At 35.2% G+C, this 23693-nt stretch carries 25 protein-coding genes; 8 read left to right on the top strand and 17 right to left on the bottom strand.

The genetic code is table 11. The features are described 5' to 3' along the window. The first annotated feature begins 8 nt into the window (after positions 1-8). Positions 9-983: an isopenicillin N synthase family dioxygenase gene (locus tag AOY20_RS00795; protein WP_054580107.1), complete on the top strand. Its 975-nt coding sequence runs from the start codon at positions 9-11 to the stop codon at positions 981-983. A gap of 52 nt (positions 984-1035) precedes the next feature. Here the strand turns inward: AOY20_RS00795 and AOY20_RS00790 are convergent, their stop codons facing one another. Continuing rightward, positions 1036-2142 carry a hypothetical protein gene (locus tag AOY20_RS00790; RefSeq protein WP_054580106.1) on the bottom strand — a complete coding sequence of 369 codons (1107 nt, stop codon included), beginning with the start codon at positions 2140-2142 and terminating at the stop codon, positions 1036-1038. 180 nt (positions 2143-2322) lie between these two features. Between AOY20_RS00790 and AOY20_RS00785 the strand changes: the two genes are divergently transcribed. After that, entirely contained in the window at positions 2323-2823 is a 501-nt protein-coding gene (locus AOY20_RS00785) for a hypothetical protein (protein WP_227510353.1), read from the top strand. Between the two features lie 47 nt (positions 2824-2870). Here AOY20_RS00785 and AOY20_RS00780 read toward each other — a convergent pair whose 3' ends face one another. The 4 genes from AOY20_RS00780 to lipB all read right to left on the bottom strand — a co-directional run bounded on the left by AOY20_RS00780 (position 2871) and on the right by lipB (position 6998). Beyond that, positions 2871-4271 carry an APC family permease gene (locus tag AOY20_RS00780; RefSeq protein WP_054580105.1) on the bottom strand — a complete coding sequence of 467 codons (1401 nt, stop codon included), beginning with the start codon at positions 4269-4271 and terminating at the stop codon, positions 2871-2873. A 268-nt stretch (positions 4272-4539) separates the two neighbouring features. Next, the gene (locus AOY20_RS00775; protein WP_054580104.1) at positions 4540-5724 is read right to left on the bottom strand and encodes an iron-containing alcohol dehydrogenase; all 1185 of its coding nucleotides are present in this window, start codon (positions 5722-5724) and stop codon (positions 4540-4542) included. A gap of 1 nt (position 5725) precedes the next feature. Then, the gene (locus AOY20_RS00770) at positions 5726-6259 is read right to left on the bottom strand and encodes a hypothetical protein (RefSeq protein WP_054580103.1); all 534 of its coding nucleotides are present in this window, start codon (positions 6257-6259) and stop codon (positions 5726-5728) included. A 76-nt stretch (positions 6260-6335) separates the two neighbouring features. Continuing rightward, positions 6336-6998, bottom strand: a complete 663-nt coding sequence (gene lipB / locus AOY20_RS00765; protein ID WP_054580102.1) for a lipoyl(octanoyl) transferase LipB — start codon at positions 6996-6998, stop codon at positions 6336-6338. 204 nt (positions 6999-7202) lie between these two features. Here lipB and AOY20_RS00760 point away from each other — a divergent pair, with 204 nt between their 5' ends. Next, entirely contained in the window at positions 7203-7934 is a 732-nt protein-coding gene (locus tag AOY20_RS00760) for a CDGSH iron-sulfur domain-containing protein (RefSeq protein WP_054580101.1), read from the top strand. A 58-nt stretch (positions 7935-7992) separates the two neighbouring features. Here the strand turns inward: AOY20_RS00760 and AOY20_RS00755 are convergent, their stop codons facing one another. After that, positions 7993-8280, bottom strand: a complete 288-nt coding sequence (locus AOY20_RS00755) for a YbeD family protein (protein WP_054580100.1) — start codon at positions 8278-8280, stop codon at positions 7993-7995. Positions 8281-8390: 110 nt separating this feature from the next. Further along, entirely contained in the window at positions 8391-10277 is a 1887-nt protein-coding gene (gene rpoD / locus AOY20_RS00750) for an RNA polymerase sigma factor RpoD (RefSeq protein WP_054580099.1), read from the bottom strand. Positions 10278-10664: 387 nt separating this feature from the next. Between rpoD and AOY20_RS00745 the strand changes: the two genes are divergently transcribed. Beyond that, the gene (locus AOY20_RS00745) at positions 10665-10868 is read left to right on the top strand and encodes a PA3496 family putative envelope integrity protein (RefSeq protein WP_054580098.1); all 204 of its coding nucleotides are present in this window, start codon (positions 10665-10667) and stop codon (positions 10866-10868) included. A gap of 67 nt (positions 10869-10935) precedes the next feature. Next, a complete protein-coding gene (locus tag AOY20_RS00740; protein WP_054580097.1) occupies positions 10936-11460 on the top strand; it encodes a YecA/YgfB family protein in 525 nt (174 codons plus the stop codon). A 47-nt stretch (positions 11461-11507) separates the two neighbouring features. On the opposite strand, the gene AOY20_RS00735 is transcribed toward AOY20_RS00740, so the two are convergent. The 3 genes from AOY20_RS00735 to trhO form a co-directional block, all read right to left on the bottom strand. Then, positions 11508-11927 carry an ABZJ_00895 family protein gene (locus AOY20_RS00735; protein ID WP_054580096.1) on the bottom strand — a complete coding sequence of 140 codons (420 nt, stop codon included), beginning with the start codon at positions 11925-11927 and terminating at the stop codon, positions 11508-11510. Between the two features lie 18 nt (positions 11928-11945). Next, the gene (locus tag AOY20_RS00730) at positions 11946-12563 is read right to left on the bottom strand and encodes a DedA family protein (RefSeq protein WP_054582505.1); all 618 of its coding nucleotides are present in this window, start codon (positions 12561-12563) and stop codon (positions 11946-11948) included. Between the two features lie 536 nt (positions 12564-13099). Then, positions 13100-14032, bottom strand: a complete 933-nt coding sequence (trhO, locus tag AOY20_RS00725; protein WP_054580095.1) for an oxygen-dependent tRNA uridine(34) hydroxylase TrhO — start codon at positions 14030-14032, stop codon at positions 13100-13102. 173 nt (positions 14033-14205) lie between these two features. On the opposite strand from trhO, the gene AOY20_RS00720 reads away from it, so the two are divergent. Further along, the gene (locus AOY20_RS00720) at positions 14206-14691 is read left to right on the top strand and encodes a DUF1289 domain-containing protein (protein ID WP_054580094.1); all 486 of its coding nucleotides are present in this window, start codon (positions 14206-14208) and stop codon (positions 14689-14691) included. A 33-nt stretch (positions 14692-14724) separates the two neighbouring features. Here AOY20_RS00720 and AOY20_RS00715 read toward each other — a convergent pair whose 3' ends face one another. From AOY20_RS00715 to AOY20_RS00700, 4 genes are all read right to left on the bottom strand, one after another. Beyond that, complete coding sequence (locus AOY20_RS00715) at positions 14725-15657, bottom strand: tRNA dihydrouridine synthase (protein ID WP_179944818.1); 933 nt, start codon at positions 15655-15657, stop codon at positions 14725-14727. Between the two features lie 192 nt (positions 15658-15849). Continuing rightward, positions 15850-16902: a linear amide C-N hydrolase gene (locus AOY20_RS00710; RefSeq protein WP_054580092.1), complete on the bottom strand. Its 1053-nt coding sequence runs from the start codon at positions 16900-16902 to the stop codon at positions 15850-15852. A gap of 13 nt (positions 16903-16915) precedes the next feature. Continuing rightward, positions 16916-17671, bottom strand: a complete 756-nt coding sequence (locus AOY20_RS00705; RefSeq protein WP_054580091.1) for a hypothetical protein — start codon at positions 17669-17671, stop codon at positions 16916-16918. Positions 17672-18139: 468 nt separating this feature from the next. Beyond that, complete coding sequence (locus AOY20_RS00700; RefSeq protein WP_054580090.1) at positions 18140-18949, bottom strand: cytochrome C assembly family protein; 810 nt, start codon at positions 18947-18949, stop codon at positions 18140-18142. Positions 18950-19088: 139 nt separating this feature from the next. Between AOY20_RS00700 and ffh the strand changes: the two genes are divergently transcribed. After that, positions 19089-20498 carry a signal recognition particle protein gene (gene ffh / locus AOY20_RS00695; protein WP_054580089.1) on the top strand — a complete coding sequence of 470 codons (1410 nt, stop codon included), beginning with the start codon at positions 19089-19091 and terminating at the stop codon, positions 20496-20498. 63 nt (positions 20499-20561) lie between these two features. Here ffh and AOY20_RS00690 read toward each other — a convergent pair whose 3' ends face one another. From AOY20_RS00690 to AOY20_RS00680, 3 genes are all read right to left on the bottom strand, one after another. Next, positions 20562-21218, bottom strand: coding sequence for a hypothetical protein (locus AOY20_RS00690; protein ID WP_054580088.1), 657 nt, complete (start codon positions 21216-21218; stop codon positions 20562-20564). A gap of 101 nt (positions 21219-21319) precedes the next feature. Continuing rightward, complete coding sequence (locus AOY20_RS00685; protein WP_054580087.1) at positions 21320-22048, bottom strand: type III pantothenate kinase; 729 nt, start codon at positions 22046-22048, stop codon at positions 21320-21322. Positions 22049-22069: 21 nt separating this feature from the next. After that, a complete protein-coding gene (locus AOY20_RS00680) occupies positions 22070-22816 on the bottom strand; it encodes a biotin--[acetyl-CoA-carboxylase] ligase (protein WP_054580086.1) in 747 nt (248 codons plus the stop codon). Between the two features lie 28 nt (positions 22817-22844). Here AOY20_RS00680 and AOY20_RS00675 point away from each other — a divergent pair, with 28 nt between their 5' ends. Next, positions 22845-23654 (top strand): sulfite exporter TauE/SafE family protein, encoded by an 810-nt coding sequence (locus AOY20_RS00675; RefSeq protein WP_054580085.1) that lies wholly within the window; start codon positions 22845-22847, stop codon positions 23652-23654. Positions 23655-23693: the final 39 nt, after the last annotated feature.

The raw sequence follows: 23693 nt of genomic DNA, 5'->3' as shown, positions 1-23693 counted from the left end.
GATGAATAATGAGTATTCCAGTAATAGATTTATCTGGTGCAGATATCAATAATCCAGAAAGTGAAGCAACAAAGAGAGTTGTAGATGAATTAAGAAAGGCAGCAATGCACTCAGGATTTTTCTATGTCAAAAATCATAGTGTGCCTTTGAATATGATGCAAAGACAATTTGAATTGTCTAAAAAGCTTTTAGCATTGTCAGATGATGTGAAACAAAAATATGATGTTCGTAACTATTTTGGTTTTAGAGGTTTTGATAAATTAAATGGTCAGCAATTAGATCCATATGGAAAGCCTGATTATAAAGAGGGTTTTTATTGTGGAAAAAATTATCCAGAAGATCATCCTTTTGCAATTGCTAAATACCAAAATTATGGTCCAAATCAATGGCCAGAAGAGTTACCTGAATGTGAGAAAATTTGCCAAGAATATATTGCTGAAATGTATAAATTGGCAAATCAGTTAATGCAATTATTGGCATTAACCCTTTCTTTACCTGCGAATTATTTTGATGCATCAAGTCAAGATCCAATGGGTACATTACGCATGATACGTTATCCACCTACACCTAAAGATGATGATGAAACATATGGTGTTGGTGCACATACAGATTGGGGATCTGTGACTATTTTAGCGCAAGATCAAATAGGTGGATTAGAGGTTTGTATGCCAGATGGGACTTGGGTTGCAGCACCACCTATTGAGGGAACATTTGTGGTGAATTTGGGAGATATGATTCCAAAATGGACGAATGGTTTATATCACTCTAATCCACATCGAGTTAAAAATAGTTTTTCTCATGGTGAATATCGTTATTCGATTCCATTTTTTTATGAACCAGATTATCACGCGGTTATTTCTCCAGTTCCTGGTACATTAAAAGAAGGTGAACAGCCTAAATTTGAACCTTGTACAGTTGGGGAGCATTTAGAAGAAATGTATAGTCGCTCATATAAAAAAGCTGAAGAAAATGCAGTAGCTTAAAACTGAATGAATGAAAATAAAGCACTCATTTGAGTGCTTTATTTATAAGATGTTAACCATTTATTTCGAATGCATTAAAACGATATTGCTGTACAAACTGTTCATGATTGGCATTTAGTTTTTGTTTTGCTTCATAAATTGCACTTCTTTCAGCATAAATTTCACGAATATATTTTGCAACAGAGCAACTATCTTGGTACATGTTATATTTCCAGCCTAAACCATAAGACCATAAGTTAATATTGTCTACAGTCATAATTTTGAAATTGGAATCTTCATTATATAAATAACTATCAATTAATTTACGTATTACTTCCTTGGTACAAGCTAGTTTATGTGCATGCCAATCATCATGTGGGCATTCACCCTTTTGAGGTTGTTGAAATGGATATTGGATACCGCGCCCAGGTCGATCAATACCAAAACCTTCCCAAGGACTACTTTCACTTGCCCATATATTTCTAGGACCATTCGGTATAGCAGGGCGAATTTGCCCCCAATGTACTAGATTTTTTTGTAGCCAGTCATCAGCATAACTATCGGAATTAAAAGGATCTAATTTACGAATAGCCTCTGTATCTCCTTGAAAAGAAATATGTGTTTCGATGTTATTTTCTATTTTAAAAATACAATGACTGTAATCCATAGCTAATTGAAATGGTACACCTTCTTTTTGAACAAGTTCAGCAACTTGTATGACTCTGCGGTAATCTTCAGACCAATTATCGACATGATTTTCAAAGCTAATGTTAATCCCTTTTTTAAGTGCATATTCATAAAAATAAAGATATGCTTGGGCAATCTCTTCATTACTTAAATAGTTTTTATTAATGTCTTTTGCTGCCATCATAATATTATGATATTTCGCCCCAACAGCAGCTGTTAAATCGATATTGGTTTTAAACTCAGTTTCATGATTACCCCAAACATAGCATCCATAGCCTGAAAGAATTGGAATGTTAGAGTTTTGACTTGCATGAATATAATCATCAATTAAATTGGCATGAATTGGAATATGGTCGAGAAAGTCCCAAACTTCTGCATCTTTAAGTAATGCAAATTTTTCACCAATGCTTGGTTCATTTAAAGAAACTGGATATTCAAATGAAGATGCTTGAATACCAAGCCCAGCACAACCAAGAGGGAACATTTTTTTCATGCGAAATTGACCTTATTGAGTATATAAACAAAAGGTTAAGCAATAATAATGCCTTAAGATAAGATGAAATTTGCTTTAAAAATAAAACTAAAAACTTTATTAAATTGTTTCTAATCACATTAGAATAAAAACTTGATTTGAATTATTATGTTATTTATTTCACACTTTTTGGTATGAAAATTGGGTTACACTCGTGAAAAACATAAAGGTATGTGTTTAATGCTTAAACAACAATTATTGAAACCATTACAGGGTTGTTTTGCAGGGATTTTATTTTTGTTTTCTAGTGTGGGGTACGTGTATGCAGCAGATTCAGAAGAGCAGATTTCTACTGTAGAGCAGGCATTTCCATCTTTGGTTCAAGAAGATGTAAAACAAAAGCTAGAATTAATGAAATTACGCCTAAATACGAGTATTGAGGAATGGGGGAGCCATTTGACGCGTGATGACTTTGAGTGGACTTGGCGTGGACGTATGCTAAAGCAACCTAAAAGAGTTGAAATCTGTAATATCTTTCAAAGTGTTATTAATGATACATATAAATTACTACGTCAAAATCAAGCATCGTTAAGCCCCATTGATCAAAAAAATATTGAGAGTAGACAAGCATTTATTAAGCAATTGGGTATTAAAGATAATACGATTCCAACACAAATGGGATTTGATTGCATTATTAAATAATAGATTCAAATAAAAAAGGCGCCTGAAGCGCCTTTTCTAATGTTTGATTACTTGATTGAGTCATCAAACTCATTATGTTGTGGAGCAGGTTGTTTGAATCCTTTAGTTTTATAACCAAGATACATAATCCCGATCATTGCCCACCATAAACCATATTTCAATGCGGTTTCTTCAATTTCTAGCCACATGGCAAAAATACTGATGAAGCCTAGTAATGGAATAATGACATAATTGAAAATTTCTTTTGCTGTTTTAGTTCGACCATCTCGTAATGCATAACGAGAAATCACTGATAAATTTACAAAAGTAAATGCTGTTAATGCACCGAAACTAATCATTGAAATTACAATGTCTAAGTCCATAAAGCCTGCTGTTAAAGCCACAGCACCAACAATCATAATGTTGTATGAAGGTGTGTAATTTTTAGGGCTAATATGTCCAAAAATTTTCTTATTAATAACACCATCACGACCCATTACAAACATTAGGCGCGATACACCTGCATGAGCAGAAATACCTGATGCCATTACTGTAACAATCGCAAAGGTTAAGACGTAAGATTGGAATAATGAACCACCAACAAGCATTAAAATTTCTGGTTGAGTTTCAGCAATATTTTTGAAGTATTTACCAGGTTCGCTTGGGAAATACAGTTGCATAAAGTATGTGCTGATAATGAAAATAATACCTGCAATTAATGCTGTTAAGAAAATTGCTTTAGGTAGTGTTTTTTCAGTATCTTTTGTTTCTTCAGCAAGTGAGCTTAGTGAGTCAAAACCAGTAAAAGAGAAGCACAGTAGAGTTGCACCTGTAATTAGTGCACCAACTGAAGTAATTGAATTCCAGAAAGGTTCTAAACTCCAAAGCTGGTAACGTTCTTCTGCTGTAATTGGTCCATTTGCATTAAATCCTGCTTGGAGTTTTGTATAAACCATCCAAGTAAAGATTGCGATGACGAGTAATTGGACTAAAACAATTAAGCTGTTGAAGTTTGCAACAAAGCGAGCACCACGAAGGTTAATACCTGTCATAAATGCTGTTAATACAACAACCCAAACCCAGTGGTTAACCGAAGGGAAGAGTGCTTCTAAGTAAATTACAGCAAGGATAATATTCACCATTGGCGACAATAAATAGTCTAACCAAGATGACCAACCCACCATAAATCCAATATTTGGATGGAGAGATTTTTGTGCATAGGTATAAGCCGATCCAGAAGATGGATAACGACGGATCATATGACCATAGCTAATAGAGGTAAATAAAATTGCAATAAGTGCAATAATATATGAGGTAGGTACATGTAAATGACTTTGCTCAGATACTAAACCAAATGTATCAAATAATGTCATTGGTTGAATATAAGCTAAACCAATAATAATGATGTGCCAGAGTCCCAGCGTTTTTTGCAGTTTAGCTGCCGATTGAGTCCCAGAAGTATTAGTCAACGGCGTTATCCTCTTAATCGTTGATCAAGGATCAGTCATATGTATTCAGGATCGTTTGAGACGAACGATCCCCCCTGTGCTTTCAAACAAAAGAGCGCCAATCTATCCTAAAATATCGCCTTTTGTAAGTAGTTTTCCAAGATTTTTTTAGCAGAAAATGTGCCATTTTCCTTTTTAGGGCATGACTTTGTGATCTGCAACATAAAAGCCCAATGTTTAAAAAAACATCAGGCTGAATTTGGGGCTATATTCGCCCATTTTTTCTAAATTACCAAGCTTTTTTTAAGATAGTTTTTAGATCATCTAAGTTGGCTTCTTTGGGATTATAGATAATCGAACCATCATTTAAAGCTTTTTCAGCAATTTCATCTAATTGAGCTTCTGTCACTTTACCTGTTTCACTTAATGTACGAGGCAATTTGGTTAAGGCAAATAAACGGTCACGAATTGCCAAAATAGTTGAAATTGTCTTTTCTGTACGAAGATGAGCAGGCGTTTGAGCAAAAATATCAGCACCAGCAAGTGGTAGTAGAAGATCTGCTATTTTATCTCCATTAGCTTCTTTGTTATATTCCAATATATACGGTAAGAATAGGTTCATGCATAAGCCATGAGGCAAGTGGGCAACTGCACCAAGTGCATGACCAAGTGAATGAACTAAGCCAACCATAGAGTTAGAAAAAGCAATGCCTGCCATTGTTGAAGCTTGAGCGAGTTCTAAACGACCTTGTGCATCTGATGGATTGTCTAGAACATTGAATAGATTATTGGCAATTTTTTGAATTGCAGCGGTTGCATAGGCATCTGAAATAGGATTTGCTGCCATACATGAATAGGCTTCAATTGCATGTGTCATTGCATCCATTGCAGTCATTGCGGTTAAATGTGGAGGCAATGTCTGTGTCATACGCGGATCTAAAATAGCAGCGTGCGGCATTAAATAATAAGATGCAAATGCTAATTTCATATTTTTAATAGGATCTGAAACAACAGCAACCATAGTAACTTCAGAGCCAGTACCAGATGTTGTTGGAATGACAAAAAATGGTTTTAAGGGTTTTGGTAAATTATGTGCACCTGAATATTTTAAAAGATCATCGCCACCTTCAGACACCAAAATGTTGGTTGCTTTAGAGGTATCAATAACCGAACCACCGCCAACAGCAATAATGGCATCACATTGATGCTCACGATAAAATTGAGCAGCTTTTCTTACTGTTTCTAAGCTTGAGTCAGGTGGCACATCATCAAAAATATAGCCAATAACAGCATCTGTAGATTCAAATGCTACTTCAATAGGAGCGAGTAGATTATTACTACGAACCCCTTTATCTGTAATAATCATTGGGCGAGTTGCACCCAATGTTGAAAGCTCAAATGGAATATGTTCCAGCGCAGCATGACCAGCAATGACTTTTACAGGACAGAAAAATTCATAATAAGGCTTAGCCATGTTATACGCTCCTTTTGAAATATGATTGAGCAATTTTTAAATAGATATTTGAAGCACCTACGAGTTTTTCCTTTAATGTAAGTGTTTCTGGATATTCTTTAACTGCAAGTTCAGCAACTAGTTTTGGTAAAATTAATGATTCCATTTTATTTAAACAACGAACCAAACGAATTGCATAGGAAAGATCACCATCTGCAATCATTCTGTCATTTGCAAAAGCTTGTGCAGTACTTTCTTGAAATGAAAATACAAGAAATGCATGATGAAGATGCTTAAATGTAATGGTTAAATCAGGTTTTTTTTCAACTTGAGAAAGTAATTTAAGTTGATGATCTTCTGTAATTTGAGCAATGAAGGCAGGGCCATTAGGAAAAACATTCATTGAAAGTACAAAGTTTGCAGGAAATTTTGTGACTTCCTGCTTTACTTCTTCATCAACTTGACTTGCCATCACTAAGCCGCGACCAATGACATCCATCATGAGTTTTACATAAGCGAGTTGTAATGTAGGTTTTACGGATTTAGTCGTAATCACACACATTCATCCTTTCGGTTAATTGTTTTATTTTAGAGCAATTACTCTATTTGTTTTTCTAGCATAAGTAAAGTACTTATGCACGATAGGGTTGAGTCGTGACTTCACTAAAGTAACCACTCTGTTCTAAAGTTTCAATCATATCTTTACTTAATCGATCAAAGTTAGGATAGTCGGTAACTAAATCCATGACACGAACCATTTCTAATCCTGCATATCCACAAGGATTAATTGTGTGGAAACCAAATAAATCACAATCAATATTCAAAGCTAAACCATGATAACTACGACCTTTACGAATTTTAAATCCTAAAGAGCCAATTTTACGCTCATTGACATAAACACCTGGTGCATCTGGTTTGGCATAAGCATCAATATTGTATTTTTTGAGTAACTCAATCATTAAATTTTCAGCATAGGAAACGAGAGTGCGAACATTCCAACCTAAGCGATTTAGGTCAAACATAAAATATGCGACCAATTGACCAGGCCCATGCCATGTTACTTGACCACCACGATCTGTTTGAACCACAGGGATATTAGAAGGCATTAAAATGTGTTCAGGTTTACCTGCTTGACCTTGAGTGAGCACATCATGGTGCTGCAAAATCCAAAGTTCATCTGCTGTATTTTCATCACGCTGTTCTGTTAATTGTTTCATTTCAAGAAAACGATCTTCATATGCGGTTAGATCATGATAAACACGAATATTTAACTTTGGCTTTAAATGAGTATTCAATGAAAATAAACCTTTACGTTATTTAAATCAGCAATGGTTGATTATAGTAAATTCCATGCATTCAGGGGGTATTTAGAATATTTTTATTTAAAGATCCGATAAGATTTAAGAATTATCAAGTAACACTTAGTTAGAAAAATAAGTCGAATAAATATTATTATTGGTGTATTAATGTAATAAAAGTCACATAAAATAGGTGCTTAGATGAATAAAAAATCACAAAACCTTATCCAAATTGGAACAACACCTGCTGCAGATAATATTTACATTCAAGTAATCAAAAATGGTCCCTATAAGGTATTAGGTGAGCCGAAGCTTATTCAAGTATATATTCGTCAAAATGAATCTAGACAATCTGGATATTATGAGGAAGCAAAGACATTTGAAACTTCTGATGAGATGTATTTATGCCGTTGTGGACATAGTAAAAATGCACCATTTTGCGATGGTTCTCATGTAAATGCTGGAGAAAATTTAGAAGAACAAGCAAGTTTTGAACCGCTTTTAAACAATTCTATGGCGATTGAGGGCCCAACACAAATTTTAACGGATAATGAAAAATATTGTGCCTTTTCACGCTTTTGTGACAATGGTGAAAGAATTTGGAATGAAGTTCAATTATCGGGTGAGGAACATGAAAAACTGACTGAGTTTATGGTGAATCAATGTAGTGCAGGGCGGTTATTGCTGCTAGATAAGAAAACGATGCAACCGATAGAATCAGCAGAAGATGCAGGAATTTATCCTATAGAAGATTCAGCCATTGGGTGTAGTGGACCTTTGATGGTTCGAGGTGGGATTCGAGTAGAAAGTGCGACAGGTGAGTCTTATGAGGTTAGAAATAGACAAGCTTTATGTCGTTGTGGTAAATCATCGAATAAGCCATTTTGTAATGGAGCACATGCATCGGTTAAGTATCAAGATGGATTGATGTAAAGATCGTTTAATATATAGATATAAAAAACACGCTTTATAGCGTGTTTTTTATTTTTGATTAAAGTGCTGTTTTAATCAATGGGCAAGCTGCTAAATCTGCATATACTGCATGAACTTGTTCGAGTTCATCAAAGCGAAGCTGTGCTGTAATTGAGTGGTATTTTCCAGTACGTGATGGCGTAATCACTAATGTTTCGGCATTAAATTCTGGAAAATGTTTTACAAAAATATCGGCTACAGCATTACGTAAGTCATCGCCAGCAAGACCAATCAGCTTAATAGGATAATCCATAGGGAAGACCCATAGATGTTCTTGAAGTTCACGAGATGGTGTACGGTCTGTCATTGAAATACCTTTATCAAAACGCCTGCATAGATGCAGGCGTTAATATCTGTCTTAGTTAATAAATGGAGACTGAACGTAAAAATTCAAGTTTCTATTTATTTGAAAATGAATTAATCATTTTCTAAGAAAGAGCGTAAGTGTTCAGAGCGAGAAGGGTGACGTAATTTACGTAATGCTTTCGCTTCAATCTGACGAATACGTTCACGTGTAACATCAAATTGTTTACCTACTTCTTCTAAAGTATGGTCAGTTGGCATATCAATACCAAAACGCATTTTTAGAACTTTCGCTTCACGTTCAGTTAAGTTTTCAAGTACTTCACGAGTTGCTTCTTTTAAGCCTTCTGAAGTTGCAGCATCAATTGGAGAAGTGATGTTACCATCTTCAATGAAGTCACCAAGATGCGAATCTTCATCATCACCAATTGGCGTTTCCATAGAAATCGGCTCTTTGGCAATTTTAAGTACTTTACGAACTTTAACTTCGTCCATTTCTAAACGTTCACCTAATTCTTCAGGAGTAGGCTCACGTCCCATTTCTTGAAGAAGTTGGCGAGATACACGGTTGATCTTGTTAATTGTCTCGATCATATGTACTGGAATACGAATAGTACGTGCTTGGTCGGCAATTGAACGTGTAATTGCTTGACGAATCCACCAAGTTGCATAAGTAGAGAATTTGTAACCACGACGATATTCAAACTTATCTACAGCTTTCATCAAGCCGATGTTACCTTCTTGGATAAGATCAAGGAATTGTAAACCACGGTTGGTATATTTTTTCGCAATCGAAATTACCAAACGTAAGTTTGCTTCAACCATTTCTTTCTTCGCACGACGTGCTTTTGCTTCACCAACAGCCATACGCTTAGAAATTTCTTTAATTTCTTTTACGCTTAAATTGAGATCAGTTTCAATATCTGCAATTTTTTGTTGGAATGCTAAAACATCTGGACGAACTTTTTCTAAATAACCGCGCATATCTGCTGGTGTTTTAGCAAGTTGTTCATCTAACCAAGCAGGGTTAGATTCTTGTCCCGGGAATGTTGTACGGAATTGGGTGCGATCCATACGACCACGACGTACTGCATAACGCATTACTTCACGTTCAGATAAACGAATTTGTTCGTGAGTACCACGAATCATTTCTGAAATGATGTCAAATAAACGAGGCGTGAATTTAAACATCATAAACACAGTTGCTAAAGCTTCTAAAGCGGCTTCGCCTTCTTTGCTATTGCGACCATGTTTTGCAAGCACAGTTTTAGTATTTTCCCAAGCAACAGAAAGCTCAGTAAAACGTACTTTAGCAATTTCAGGATCTGGACCTGACTCGCCTTCAGAATCATCATCACTTTCAGATTCTTCATCTTCTTCGTCATCGTCTAATTTTACGTCTTTAGTCGATTTTGTAGAAGGGACTTCATCTTCATCAAGTTCAGCTTCTTCTTCTAATACTTCAGGAATCTCTTCGTCAGTTTCAGGATCTAAGTAACCTGAAAGAATATCGGCAAGGCGACGCTCGCCAGTTTCATAATCTTGGTATTCTTTTAATACAACTTCAACTGCGTTCGGCCAGTATGCGATTGAATGAAGGACATCTCGAATCCCTTCTTCAATACGTTTTGCAATACTAATTTCGCCTTCACGAGTTAAGAGTTCAACTGTCCCCATTTCACGCATATACATACGTACAGGGTCAGTCGTACGACCTGGTTCATTTTCAACAGATGCAAGTACAGCTGCCGCTTCTTCTTCTGCAACTTCGTCAGCAGCTTCAGCAGTGTCTTCAAACATTGCATCATCAGATTCAGGCGCACGTTCATGCACAGGAATACCAACGTCTTGAAGCATTTGAATAATGTCTTCAATTTGTTCGCTTTCTGTGATCGAGTCTGGGAGATGATCGTTAACCTCAGCGTAAGTTAAGTAACCTTGCTCTTTGCCTCGGCTAATCAGAGCCGCTACTTGAGAAGTAGGGGAAGTCATATCGCTCATCTTTGCTTACTCTTCGTTGAATCTGTGGCAGTGAAAAACCGTGCATGATAGCACAATTTACCTTAAATAGCTTTTGAATTGATCAGTCAAACGTGAAAATAAAATCTTATTTGTTTGAATGATTATCTATATTGGGACGAAGTTGAAAAAAACAAGTTCATGCATTTTGCTTGTTATAAAAATATTCAATTTCATCCTAGCATTATGTTTAAATATTATAACTGACTAAATAATAAATTTTTGAGGATATATTTAAGCACTTTTTGTTAAAAAAATGCAAAAAATTAAAAATAAAATGTAAAATTAAAAATAAAACTTGACAATATTTGTAATCCTAGATAAATACGCCCTAGACCATTCACATTTTTTCATTCTGAGGTAGTTTTAGTGTCTTCGACAGATTTTGAACTAGATGATAACTACGGTGATGATGATGTTAATTTCGATGAAGCATCAAGTAAGATTAGTGCAAAAGAATCATTAGAAAAGCGACGCCTCATTGATGATTTATTAGCACAACGTCGTTTGGAGCGCGAACTCAAAGATTTTGACTACGATTTTGACGATGATGATTTTGATGACGAAGATTAACTAAAAAGCCACGAAAGCATGGCATAATGTTATGCTTGTATTTTTAGTATCTAAGTTTGGATTTTAAATGAGTGCTTTAGATTTAGACCAGTTAAGTGAATTTCTAGATGGTGACCAAAACGAGTTCGGTCTAGATTTTGCGGCGACTCATGGCTTTTTATGTGCAATTGCTGTTGGTCCGAAATTCGACAAATGGTTAGATGAACTATTTGAAGGAAATCAGAAGAAAGTTCCAGCTGAAATCATTGCGCAGATTAAAGCGTGGTTAGATGCAATTCGTCAAAGCTTAGCAAATGAAGAAGGAATTGAATTTCCTTTTGAAATTGAAGAAGCTGATGTTGAATCAAGTTTAGGCGATTGGAGTGTTGGCTTTGTCGATGCAATGTTCTTAAACGAAGAAGCTTGGTTTACTCCAGAATTTGAAGAGCAACTTGTAGATTTGACACTGCCAATTATGGTATTCAGTGGTGTTGATGAAGAAGATCCACAAATGGAAACATTCCGTCGTAATGGTCAATTGATGGATGAGCTTGCTGAAGAAATTCCAGAAAATCTAAACGAATTATATTTGATGTATCACACACCAAATTAATTAAAAAAGCACCGATATCGGTGCTTTTTTATATCAGTAAGATTACTTTATGATGTGAGTTGACGTTTCAAAATGAAAGGTGCAAACCATCTGTAAGCCATAAAAAACACAGCAGAATGAATGGCGACAAAGAAAAGCATAATGACGGCATATAATAATATGCCTATGTTTTCTGCTGCCTGAATAATTTTTTCTGCATTAGGATTTAGCATCACTAAAAAGAAAATAATAAAGCATTCAATAATAAGTGCCAGTGCTGTATTTCCCCAAACTAGGATATGCTTTTCTTCTTTTGTAGGTAGACGTTTTTCAGTTTTTACAAAGCGAGAGACTGTAAATAAGGCAGAAAAAATAAAAATAGGAATAAATGTGACGGTACCTAGGTGAATAACGAAAATGAGAAGCAAGCAAATAATAATGAGTGTAATACTGTAAAACAGTGCAAAACTTTTCAGATATTTTTGCATTTTAGATATTCCAGTTGTTTATTTAACTATCCGTTTTTGTTGGTATTTACGGTATAGAATAAACATTAAAACTACAAGAACAATTACAAGAATGATATAATTAGCTTGGCTAAATATTTCGGTCATCAAGGCTTGGTTTTCACCAAAGAAAAAGCCTACACAGGCTAAAAATGTTGTCCAAATAATTGTACCTAAAGAACTAAAAAGCATAAATTTCCAAAAAGGCATATGACTCATACCTGCTGGAATACTAATAATGGAACGCATGGCTGGAATCATTCGTCCAAAAAAAACAATACGGTGTCCGTGTTTTTCAAACCAAATTAATGCTTTTTTTACATCATCTGTTGTAGTAAAAAAATATTTTCCATATTGATCGGTAAAGCGAAAAATTGTTTCATGTTTAAACTTATATCCAACCCAATAAAGAACTGCTGCAGCAAGGAGTGAACCAATGCATCCTGCAATAATTACTCCAAGAAGGGTATGTTGTCCTAACGAAGCTGAATAACCTGCAGATGGCATGATAATTTCAGATGGGATAGGAGGGAAAATGTTATCTAGGAACATCAGAAAAGCAATTCCTAGATAACCTAATTGCTCCATTATAGATAGAATCCAGTCTTGTAAATTCATGACATTCATTCATTTTTCAAATTAACTAATTATCATAATTTTTATTTATGTCATATTTATGTCATTTTTATAATATTTATTTAAACTTTATATGCATATCGTATATATATAAACCCGATATAAAAAAAAACCCATCATGAGTGGTATTAAAAATAGAATAGGATAACTTATGGCATTAAAGTGAATGTGATAAGCAATAAAAAGTGCGAAAATAAAACCAATTGTAAGTCCTAAACATGTAATACAGATACGGTCACATAATCGAGGCTTTAAACAAATATGATCATGAAGGATTTTCGATGGATGATGGGATAATTTATTCGAATTTGCGTGACGGTGTGATGATGAATACCATATTTGTTTTTGCATAATCTACTCCATTGCTTTGATGAGCAGAAAAGTTGGCTGAATATGATTTTAAAATGAATAGAATATTGGTGTATTTAAACTTGGTTAATCTTTTTTATTATTTTATATCTTACGTAATCATTCAGTAAAAAACCCTCATAAAGAGGGTTTTTATTTTTTAGAGATAATTAAAGACGTTTACGTTTAGCTGCAACAATTTGTGACTGGCGCATACGGAAACCTTCTTTTTGTTTCTCTGTTGTTTTATCAATGCAGTATTTACATGAAACACCATGTTCATAGCTAGGTAATGAAACCTCTTCAGGAAGTAACGGCCAGCCACAAGCGTGACATTTTGTATTTTGACCTTCTTCCATGCCTAGAGTTACAGCTGTGCGTCCATCGAACACAAAGCATTCACCTTCCCACATGCTTTCTTCAGGTGGTGTTTCTTCTAAATATTTTAAGATACCGCCTTTAAGGTGATAAACCTCATTAAAGCCTTCTTGTAAAAGAAGAGAAGTTGATTTTTCACAGCGAATCCCACCTGTACAGAACATAGCGATTTTTTTATCTTTATGCTGTTCTAAGTTCTTTTTCACATACTCTGGAAACTCACGGAAAGTTTCTGTTTTTGGGTCAAGTGCACCCTTAAAAGTACCCGCTTTATATTCGTAGTCATTACGTGTGTCAATTAAGATGACATCATCACGAGCGATAAGATCATTCCATTCTTTAGGATCTAAATAGTGACCCACTAAATCACGAGGTTTAACTTCAACACCGAGTGTTACAATTTCTTTTTTTAGTTTGATTTTCATTTTACGGAATGGTTTATCAGAGCTATGAGACTCTTTATATTCCATTGATGTAAAACCTTCATTGAGAAGAAATTGATGAATCTTATCAATTGCAGCACGATCACCTGCAACAGTGCCGTTAATGCCTTCACCAGCAACAATTAAAGTTCCACAAAGGTTGATTGTTTTTACCAAATCTAAAAGGCGTTGTTGAAGATCAGCAGGATCTTGAACTTCTTTAAATTGATAAAGCGCTGCAACAACCCAACCAGCCGTCGCTTGCTGTTCTACAGGTGCAAGCTGTTCTACAGTAGCGTTCATGGAATACTCCAAATGTATGTATGAATTTTTAAAAGGGCGACATTTTAACTTGAATTGACTGAATAAGCGAGTGATTCACTCTGAATTAAATGGCTTCTATTCAATGTATAGAGCGTGTATATTCTTGCACAGTTATTTATGATGATTTTATCCGAATAAATGAGGAGTATGTTTTGAGTAATGATCGTCGAATTGCCTCATTAACCCCATGTGCAGGGCGATGCTCTACGGTGTTTGGTGATTCAGTTTGTCGTGGGTGTCGACGTTTTAATCATGAAGTGATTCGTTGGAATACTTTTACACCTGAACAGCAAACGACTATATGGAAACGATTAGATGCTCAGTTAGACCAAATTTTAGTGCCTATGTTGCCATTTGCAGATTTAAAACATGTAGAAGGCTTTGTATTATCTAAGCGTGTGCGTTTACGTGATGATGCGAGTAGAGGCAGAAAATTATATCAAGCATTAAAGATTTGTGAAAAAAATAAAAATTTTGCAAATGAAAGTGGTTTAGGTATTCAATCACAACAGGTAAAACCTATTTGGCAAGAGTTTGAACGACGTGTGTTAGCTTTGGCTATAGCTAGTTATGATTTAGCATTTTTACGTGCAGATAGTATTAGTGAGCGTTTGATTCATTTGGCAGAAGAAGAATAGAGTTTTCTATTCTTCTATATTTTTAGCTCTTCATTAAATTTGTGCTTTTAACTTTTCAATAATTTCATCTAATGGTTTAACACGTTTCACTTCATCCCAAAGTTGTTTTGCTTCAGGGTAGTGTTTTGACATCATGCCTAACCATTGTTTATAGCGACCGACCATATTCATTTCTTTTTTGTATGAGCCATTTAAGAAGCGAATTTGTAGTCCAAGTAAATCATTCCACATCAATAAAGGTTCATTTGTGTTTTGACGAATGCATTGAGTTAAATCAGGTGTCGTGACTGCACCACGACCAATCATTAGATCTTCACAGCCTGATTCTAATTGGCATTGTTTGGCATCTGAATTCGTCCAAATTTCCCCATTGGCAATAACATTAATTTTAATCGCTTCACGAATGGGTTGGAGTAAATCCCAAAATGCAGGCGGAGTATAACCATCTGCTTTAGTTCGCGCATGAACCGTCACCCAAGCTGCGCCAGCATCTTCAATTGCATGTGCATTTTCTAGTGTGAAATTTCGGTCTAAATAACCTAAACGCATTTTCGCAGAAACGGGAATATGTACAGGAACAGCAGCGCGTACTGCTTTTACTAATTCATAAACAACATCGGGTTCATCAAGTAAGACAGAACCACCACGATGTCTATTCACTGTTTTTGCAGGGCAACCAAAATTCATATCAATGGCTGGAGCACCTAATTCAACAGCACGAACAGCATTTGCTGCTAACATTTCAGGATTATTTCCTAAAAATTGTACATGTACAGGTGTACCTGCTGCAGTTTTACCATTGGTTTTTAATTCAGGACAATATGTATGATACACATGATCAGGTAGAACAGTATCTGTGACACGAATAAACTCAGTAACACACCAATCGAAGCTTCCTACGGATGTAAGAACATCTCGCATAATTGGATCTGTTAAGCCTTCCATCGGTGCCAGTACAAGTTTCAATGTGTTATACCTGAACAATAAAAAACGGTGTTATACGCAAATTATAGTGTATTGTCTAGTGATATTGAAAATCTGTTTATTAGCTAAATTTGAATATAATTTATAAAAATAATAGGAAGGTAGATGAAGTATTGTTTGGAAAATGAATGAGGATGAACCAAGATATTCTTAATTCATCCTGTGCTTAAATAATTAAATTTTAGCAGCTAAGAATGGGAAAGGTTTTGCATCTTTAAATGATGCATTTGCTTTACCTGAATAAGTAATTGCTTGGTCTGGACCTAAGTCAAGCTTTTGAGTTTTACCATTATTGAAATCAATCTCTTTTAAATCAATCCAAAATACATTTGGTGAAACAGCAGAATCAAAGAAATATAAGCTATTTTTGTGATCTACAACTGTACGCCAGCGAGTAGAAGAAATGTTTGGTTCCGCTTCTGTATTGATACCAAATGGAACAGAGGCATTACGAATTACACTAAATACGCTTGCAAGGCTATCTTTCGTTGTTCCATTTTGTGGAATAGCATTGATGTAGAATGATGCACGAGCAAAACGGTCAGATGCACGGTTTGTTCCAGGCAACATTACTGTTCCACCAATTTGTTGCCAATAAGCATTTAATGCAAGCTGTTGATCAAACGTTGGTGAGTTTGTCATTACTTGATATTTACGGCTATGGTGAATAACTTGTTTTCCATCAACATATTCAACAATCGCGCTATCGCCAGTTGCATCAGAAATTGATAAATGAAGTGCAGCAAGACGATCTTGCCCTGGAACAGAATCAGTAACGACATCAAATGGTTGTTTTTCTAAAGCTTTAACAGCTTCATCAACTGTTGCAAAGTTATCTAAAATATACTGTGCCCAAAGTGAAAGACTTAAAAGTGGTTTTTTACTGTCTTTTGCATTTGGATATTCAGATTCAACTAACCAAAGTAGGTTAGCATTTAAACCTTTCTCATTAACACCATCAGTGGTTGCAATATCATAACCTGTTGCAACAACGCTACCATATTTTGAAGTCCATTCAATAGATCGAGGACCTGCCATACCTGTACGCTTTACCTTGTTTGGTAAAATCCACATGTTTGTACCAACATCAGATTTCCAGTCCATAGAGCGGGCAGTCATAATATTGTTATTTTCGCCGAGATAGACGACTCGAGTACAAGCCATTGCTGCTTCTCCAGCGAGAAGAATAGCAACCGCGCAAAGTGCTTTTTTGAATTTATGTTTCATGTTGCTCTATCCTTTAAAAAATAGGTAAGTTGATGCCAATTACAGGACCTCTTTGACGGATATCCCAGTGGAAGTCATTCGCTTGATAATCTTGTTTGAAGTAGCGATAACCCGCTCTTAGATTGACTAAACGATCAAAAACAGGAATGTTGTAGCCAACATAGGCATGAGCTGAGATGGTGTTTTCTGCACCGAATGTGATTTCAGATGCTAAATTCCAAGGAGAATCAAAATTATAACGAATTCGAGCTCCCCAGAAGAATTCATTCCAATTTAATTTTGCTTGTTTGGTAATATTTAAAGCTGCTAATGTGGCTTTTGCTTCTGTGTGATGAACACCAATTGTCGGTTCTACAAGAAGTTTATGTTGTTTATTATAATTGAGTTCAGGTGATTTATATGCTTGATAATAAGCACCGTAACTGGTTTGGTCGAGTTTTGTGCTGATTGCAACAGGAACTTGGAATACTTGTTCATCTTCTGATGTTTTAACGAGTTGTTTATCAATGTAAATGCCCCAATCACCTTTACGGAAATCAAGATAACTCATAAATACTCGGTCAAGATGTTTAACGGTATCACTGAAAGGCTGATCTACATTATATTTAATGTTTTTTTCACTTAATGTTCCATCTACATCTGCAGCAAATACATATATATTTGCATTGATTTTTGGAGCACCTTCAAAGGTATCTAAAAAACTGTTTGCAAATACAGACTGGCTAAGAAAAATACTTGATGTAAGATAAAGGCATTTAGATAACTTCATATTTTGTACCCTGTTTTTTATCTCGTAATTTTATCAGCTTTATTTTTTTTAATATGTGATGCAAGTCAATTAAATAGATTCTAGAGTGTTATGCTTTTGTATTTTTTAATTGATTTTTAAAATTAAGTTTAAAATTTTTTATATTGTTAAATCGATAATTTTTTTATTTATTTTTAAATTAAGATAGGAGGATGGAAATGCTAAAAATAGAGTGTTTAATCTATTTATAACCCGAATCCTGCTTAAGGAAATATAATCTTGAGGAATTTTTATCATCGTGAGTTATAGAAAGCTTATATTTTGTTTTAAAAAAATCACAAAATATGCATAAAATTACTTTTATTACTTGCTTTAAAACAGAATCCTTATCCGCGATTCGGGCTATGTATAATATTTTGTTTATTAAAAACATAAATACCTTTTATTATATAAAAAAGGCATTTATGTGAATATTTTTGTATATGATGTTTAGTGAGTTAAAATCATTTCTAAAACAAATTTAGAACCAATAAAACCCAATGCTAATAAGAAGAAACCTAAAATGGTGAAGCGAATTGCCTTTTGACCACGCCAGCCGAATTTATAATGACCGATTAAAAGAGAGCCATAAATAAACCAAGAAATAATGCTAAAGGCTGTTTTATGTGCCAAATGTTGAGCAAAGAAGTCATCAATCGTAAAGAAGCCCAAACATAAGGCGATGGTTAATAAACCAAAGCCAACAATGAGCATGTCGAACAATAGTGATTCCATGGCTTGATAGGAAGGAAGAAGATTGACCCAAATTCGACGCTTTTGTTTATTTTTAAGTTCTCGATTTTGAAACCATAGAATTATAGCTTGAATTGTCGCCATGAGTAAAACAACATAAGCGGCTAAGGATAGGATGATATGTGCATCTAGCCCAACTGAATGACGTTCAATTAAAATATTATGTTGGCTAAATGCAAAGCCCAAAATTAACCCTATCGCTGCCACTGGAATGCCAATTAAATTCATGGTCATTACAGGGCGATAAGTACTAAATAGTATGCTTAGAAGTAGCATTAAGCCTGAAGTAAAGGAAATTAAATTAAAGACATCATAATTTACGCCAAGGGGAGTAATAATGTCGTAATACAGAACAGTCCCATGCAGAATTAGACCAACACTAAGAATGAGTCCAATTAACCAGTGATTAATTTCACTTTTAGACATTAAACGTAGGAACAAATACCAAAAGCCTGTGGTATAAGCGACTAATGCTAAGACTGTATAAACCAGTGGAAGGCTAATCATGTCAAACCTTTTTTAAGGATGATGAAAATTCATTTATATAAATTCTACTCGAACTAAAGTATCCTATAGCATCTTGAGCATAAATTTTCTAAATTAAGAAAGATTTTTTTGCTATTGGCTATTTTACGCGGATTTTGCAATGTTTGATACCTTAACAGAACGACTCACGCAGAGTTTAAGAAATGTTACTGGCTCAGGGCAGCTAACCGAAGACAATATTAAAGATACGTTACGTGAAGTGCGTATGGCACTTCTTGAAGCCGATGTTGCATTACCTGTAACTCGTGAATTCATCGCGAAAGTTAAGGAAGAGGCATTGGGCCAAGAGGTGATGAGTCAGTTATCTCCTGGGCAAGCTTTCGTTAAAATTGTTCATACTGAACTAACGAAAATGATGGGTGAGGCGAATGAAAGCCTTGACCTTGCAGCAAAACCACCAGTGGTTGTACTTCTTGCAGGTTTGCAAGGTGCTGGTAAAACCACAACTGCTGCAAAATTAGCACGATTCTTACAAGAACGTCAGAAAAAGAAAGTGGCAATGGTCTCTGCTGACGTTTATCGTCCTGCAGCGATTAAACAGTTACAAACTGTTGCTGGTGAAGTTGGTGCGATTTTCTTTGAATCGGATGCCAATGAAAAACCAATTGATATTGCGAAGCGTGCAATCGAACAAGCTAAAATTCAATTTGCTGATGTTTTAATTGTCGATACAGCTGGTCGTTTACATGTCGATGATGACATGATGGACGAAATTAAAGAGCTTCATGCTGCAATTAATCCGACAGAAACTTTATTTGTTGTCGATGCGATGACAGGTCAAGATGCGGCAAATACAGCAAAAGCCTTTAATGATGCTTTACCATTAACTGGTGTTATTTTAACGAAAACTGATGGTGATGCACGTGGTGGTGCAGCGTTATCTGTTCGTGCCATTACAGGTAAGCCAATCAAATTCTTAGGTATGGGTGAAAAACTTGATGCCTTAGAGCCATTCCATCCTGAGCGTATTGCACAACGTATCTTAGGTATGGGTGATGTACTTTCTTTAGTCGAAGAGCTTGAACGTAAAGTTGACAAAGAAAAAGCTGAAAAAATGGCGAAAAAGCTGCAAAAAGGCGGTAACTTCAACTTTGAAGATATGCTTATGCAGTTTGAACAAATGAATAAAATGGGCGGCATGATGGGCTTCTTGGATAAGTTACCTGGCATGAGTAACTCAGGTATTCAAGATGCACTTGCTCAGGCAAACCCTGAAAAGCAAGTGAAAAAGATGCAAGCAATTATTCAGTCAATGACGATCAAAGAGCGTCGTAATCCAGACTTAATGAATCCGAGCCGTAAAAAGCGTATTGCCGCAGGTTGTGGTATGGATGTTGTTGAAGTCAATAAACTGATTAAACAACATGCGCAAATGGCGAAGATGATGAAAAAATTTGCTAATCCATCAGGTATGGCAAAAATGATGCGTTCATTGGGTGGCTTGCAAAAGCAATTCGGTGGCGGTGGTGGTATGGGACCACTCTTTGGAAATAATGATTCGAAAAAATAATTTGGAATCAATAAAAAAGGCGCTTAGGCGCCTTTTTTATTTAGAATTTTGCTTTGAGGGTGATTAAAAAATATCAATTAAATCAGAATTAATTTGACTTATTACACTTTTAACATCAGATATAGACTTGCCATTTTGATCCCAGGCTTTACCTTTGATAAATTCAAAATATTCATCAACTGTGTATTCGGCAGCTTTTTTGCCTGAGTCATACCACATTGTAATTTGGTATTGATTATTTTTGTTGAATTTATATACAACAGCTTTTTTATTATTTTTATAAAATTGTTCACCAAAAATTAATATACCTTCTTCTAATGTAAAGTTTTCAGCAATATCACCATTTTTTCTGAATAAGGTTGTAGAGCCTTCATAATAGCTTGGTTCAAATGAAAAAAGCGAGTGTGTCTCAGGAATCCAAAATGGTGAAGACTGAGCTTGATTATTTTCTTGATAAAAGTCTTGTACAAAATAATAACCTTTATCATTACGTCCTAAAAGAATACGATAAAAGCCTTCAGCAATAGGAGTTGGGGAGTATATAATGTCATTTTCATCATCAGAGCAAGTACAATAGTCAGGATCGTAGCCAAAAAAGGCAACAATAGGTTGTTTAATAATAGATGCTGAGGAGCTTGTTGTATTATTTGCAAATGTTTGATTAGAAAATATAAAAAACGTAGCTAGAATAGCTGAACGTATAAATGATTGAATATTCATAATTATCTCTGATTAACTATTTTAGTTGTGAAAATGTTTATTTTTTCTCATTTTGTAATATTTTTGTTAAACATTCAATATTTTTTTATATTCAGTACCATTTAATGGCACTGAATATACTTTTGTAAACCTTGAAGTAATAAATTTTCCTTAATTACTGGATTATATTTTGTTAAATATTGAGCAAATAGGGGAGCATCTCCGCCAGTTAATATTAATTTGCGGGGATGTTGCTCAAGAACTTTCTCAATTGTACTGAGTAAGCCTAATAAAATACCATGATGTACGGCATCTATTGTATTTCGACCTGGTGTGAGTTCATTAAATGCAGCATCTGGAATTTTAATACCTTTGGTATTTTGAATGAGTGAATCTCTTTGTAAATAAAGATTCGGAAGAATATATCCCCCTAAGTGCTGTAAGCCTTCTGTTAAATCAATTGTTAAAGCAGTTCCGCAGCTAATAACACAATAATTATCCTGAGGATCATCAATAACAGCAAGAACTTGTAACCAACGATCAATACCTAGCTGTTGTACATTGTCATATCCACATTTAAGCCCTGAGAACTCTGCATGAACTTTGGCGAAAATAACTGGGACATCTAAAAGTTCTAAAATTTTATGAATACGATCATTATTTTTAATATCTTGAACTGAGGAAACGCCAACTCGCTGTACTTGAAGTGTTTTAAAATGTTGGATCAATCCTAATAGTAAATCTGCTGGAGACTGTAAATGTAACTCAGCTGCATGTTCGATGGTCTCTTCATTTTCTGTGACCCAATATTTTAGGCGAGTATTGCCTATATCTAACCATAAGTTTTTCATGTTTGATGCTCTATTGGGAGTTTATAAACGTTTCAAGCGACCTTGATAAAAACGCATGATTTGATCATCTTGTTGAATGAGAACAGCGCCATCATCTTCAATACCAATGAATTGACCTTGTGTTTGCCCTTGAGCATGATCAAAACAGACAAGCTCATGCATAAATGCTGCATGATGATTAAATCTTGCCGCTAAATTATAACAATTATAGTTAAACCACTGTCCAGCCTGTTGAACAGCTAGATATAGCTCTGCTATTAATTGAGTACGATTAGGTGATAATAAGCCAATTTCTGTTAGTGAACAGGCTGATTGATCTATATTCTCCGTAGGAATTGGTAAAAGATTGATGCCAATACCAACTACAACCTGATAAGGGGAAATGGGTTCAATGAGAATTCCACCTAATTTTCTATTGTTATAATAAAGGTCATTTGGCCATTTTACTTGCAAATTTAAATCTTTAAAGCTTGTGGTTTGTAAAATATTAAGTGCAATTTCTAATGATAAACGCCCATCAACAGGTGTTTGCACATTCAGTAATGTGCTTAAATAGATATTCCCTTCCGGAGATAACCATTTGCGTTGTTGCTGTCCTCGACCTTGAGTTTGTTTTTCGCTGCAAATTAAAATGCTTTGGACACCTTTGAGCGCAATTTCTTTAACATCATCATTTGTTGATGTTGTTACTGGTTTAAGGATTAAGACTGCTGGAAGTTCCTGCGCATCTGCAAGATATTTTTGAAGTTGACGGGTTTCTAAGTCCATTTGAATAAAGAATTAAGGAACAAGATAGATGGAGTTAATCATATATTTGTTGATTGGTGCAATTGCAGGATTTTCTGCTGGCCTATTTGGAGTAGGTGGTGGATTAATTATTGTGCCAATTTTGTATGTTGTTTTTACATATTTAAATTATGATCCATCTGCTGTGATGCATATGGCATTGGGAACCTCTTTAGCAACGATTATCGTGACTTCGATTAGTTCTTTACTAGCACATCAAAAAAATGGTGCTGTGATTTGGTCAGTCGTTAGAAATTTAGCACCAGGATTAGTATTAGGTTCATTTTTTGGTGCAGGGATTGCCGATTTACTACCAGGTCAATGGTTGCAATGTTTATTAGGTGTCTTTGCAATTTGGGTAGGTTGGAGAATGTTTAAAGGATCAAAAGCTGTGGTTGATCCAAGTAAAAAACTTCCAGCAAAAAGTATACAAATTCTTGCCGGTGGTGGTATTGGCATTGCTTCAGCAATTTTTGGTATTGGTGGTGGCAGCTTAACTGTTCCTTTTTTAAATAAATGCGGAATTGTGATGCAAAAAGCGGTAGGGACATCTGCTGCCTGTGGTTTACCGATTGCAATTGCGGGTGCTTTAGGTTTTATGTGGTTCGGTCAACAAGCAACACAAAATCTTCCAAATACCATTGGCTACATACAAATTTATGCCTTCTTTGGAATTAGCGTCATGAGTTTTTTTACAGCAAAACAAGGTGCCAAAGTTGCTCATTTATTATCACCAGCAATGTTGAAAAAATGTTTCGCAGGGTTACTTACAGTCGTTGGAATCTACTTTTTGACGAAAGGAATAAATTCATTTTATTGATTTGAAACCTATTTTATACCAATTGTCTTTGCTGACATG

This window comes from Acinetobacter equi (genome assembly GCF_001307195.1).
GTDB classification, from domain to species: Bacteria; Pseudomonadota; Gammaproteobacteria; order Pseudomonadales; family Moraxellaceae; genus Acinetobacter; species Acinetobacter equi.
Note: the sequence above shows the minus strand (reverse complement) of the source record. Positions and strands in the feature narration are given on the sequence as shown.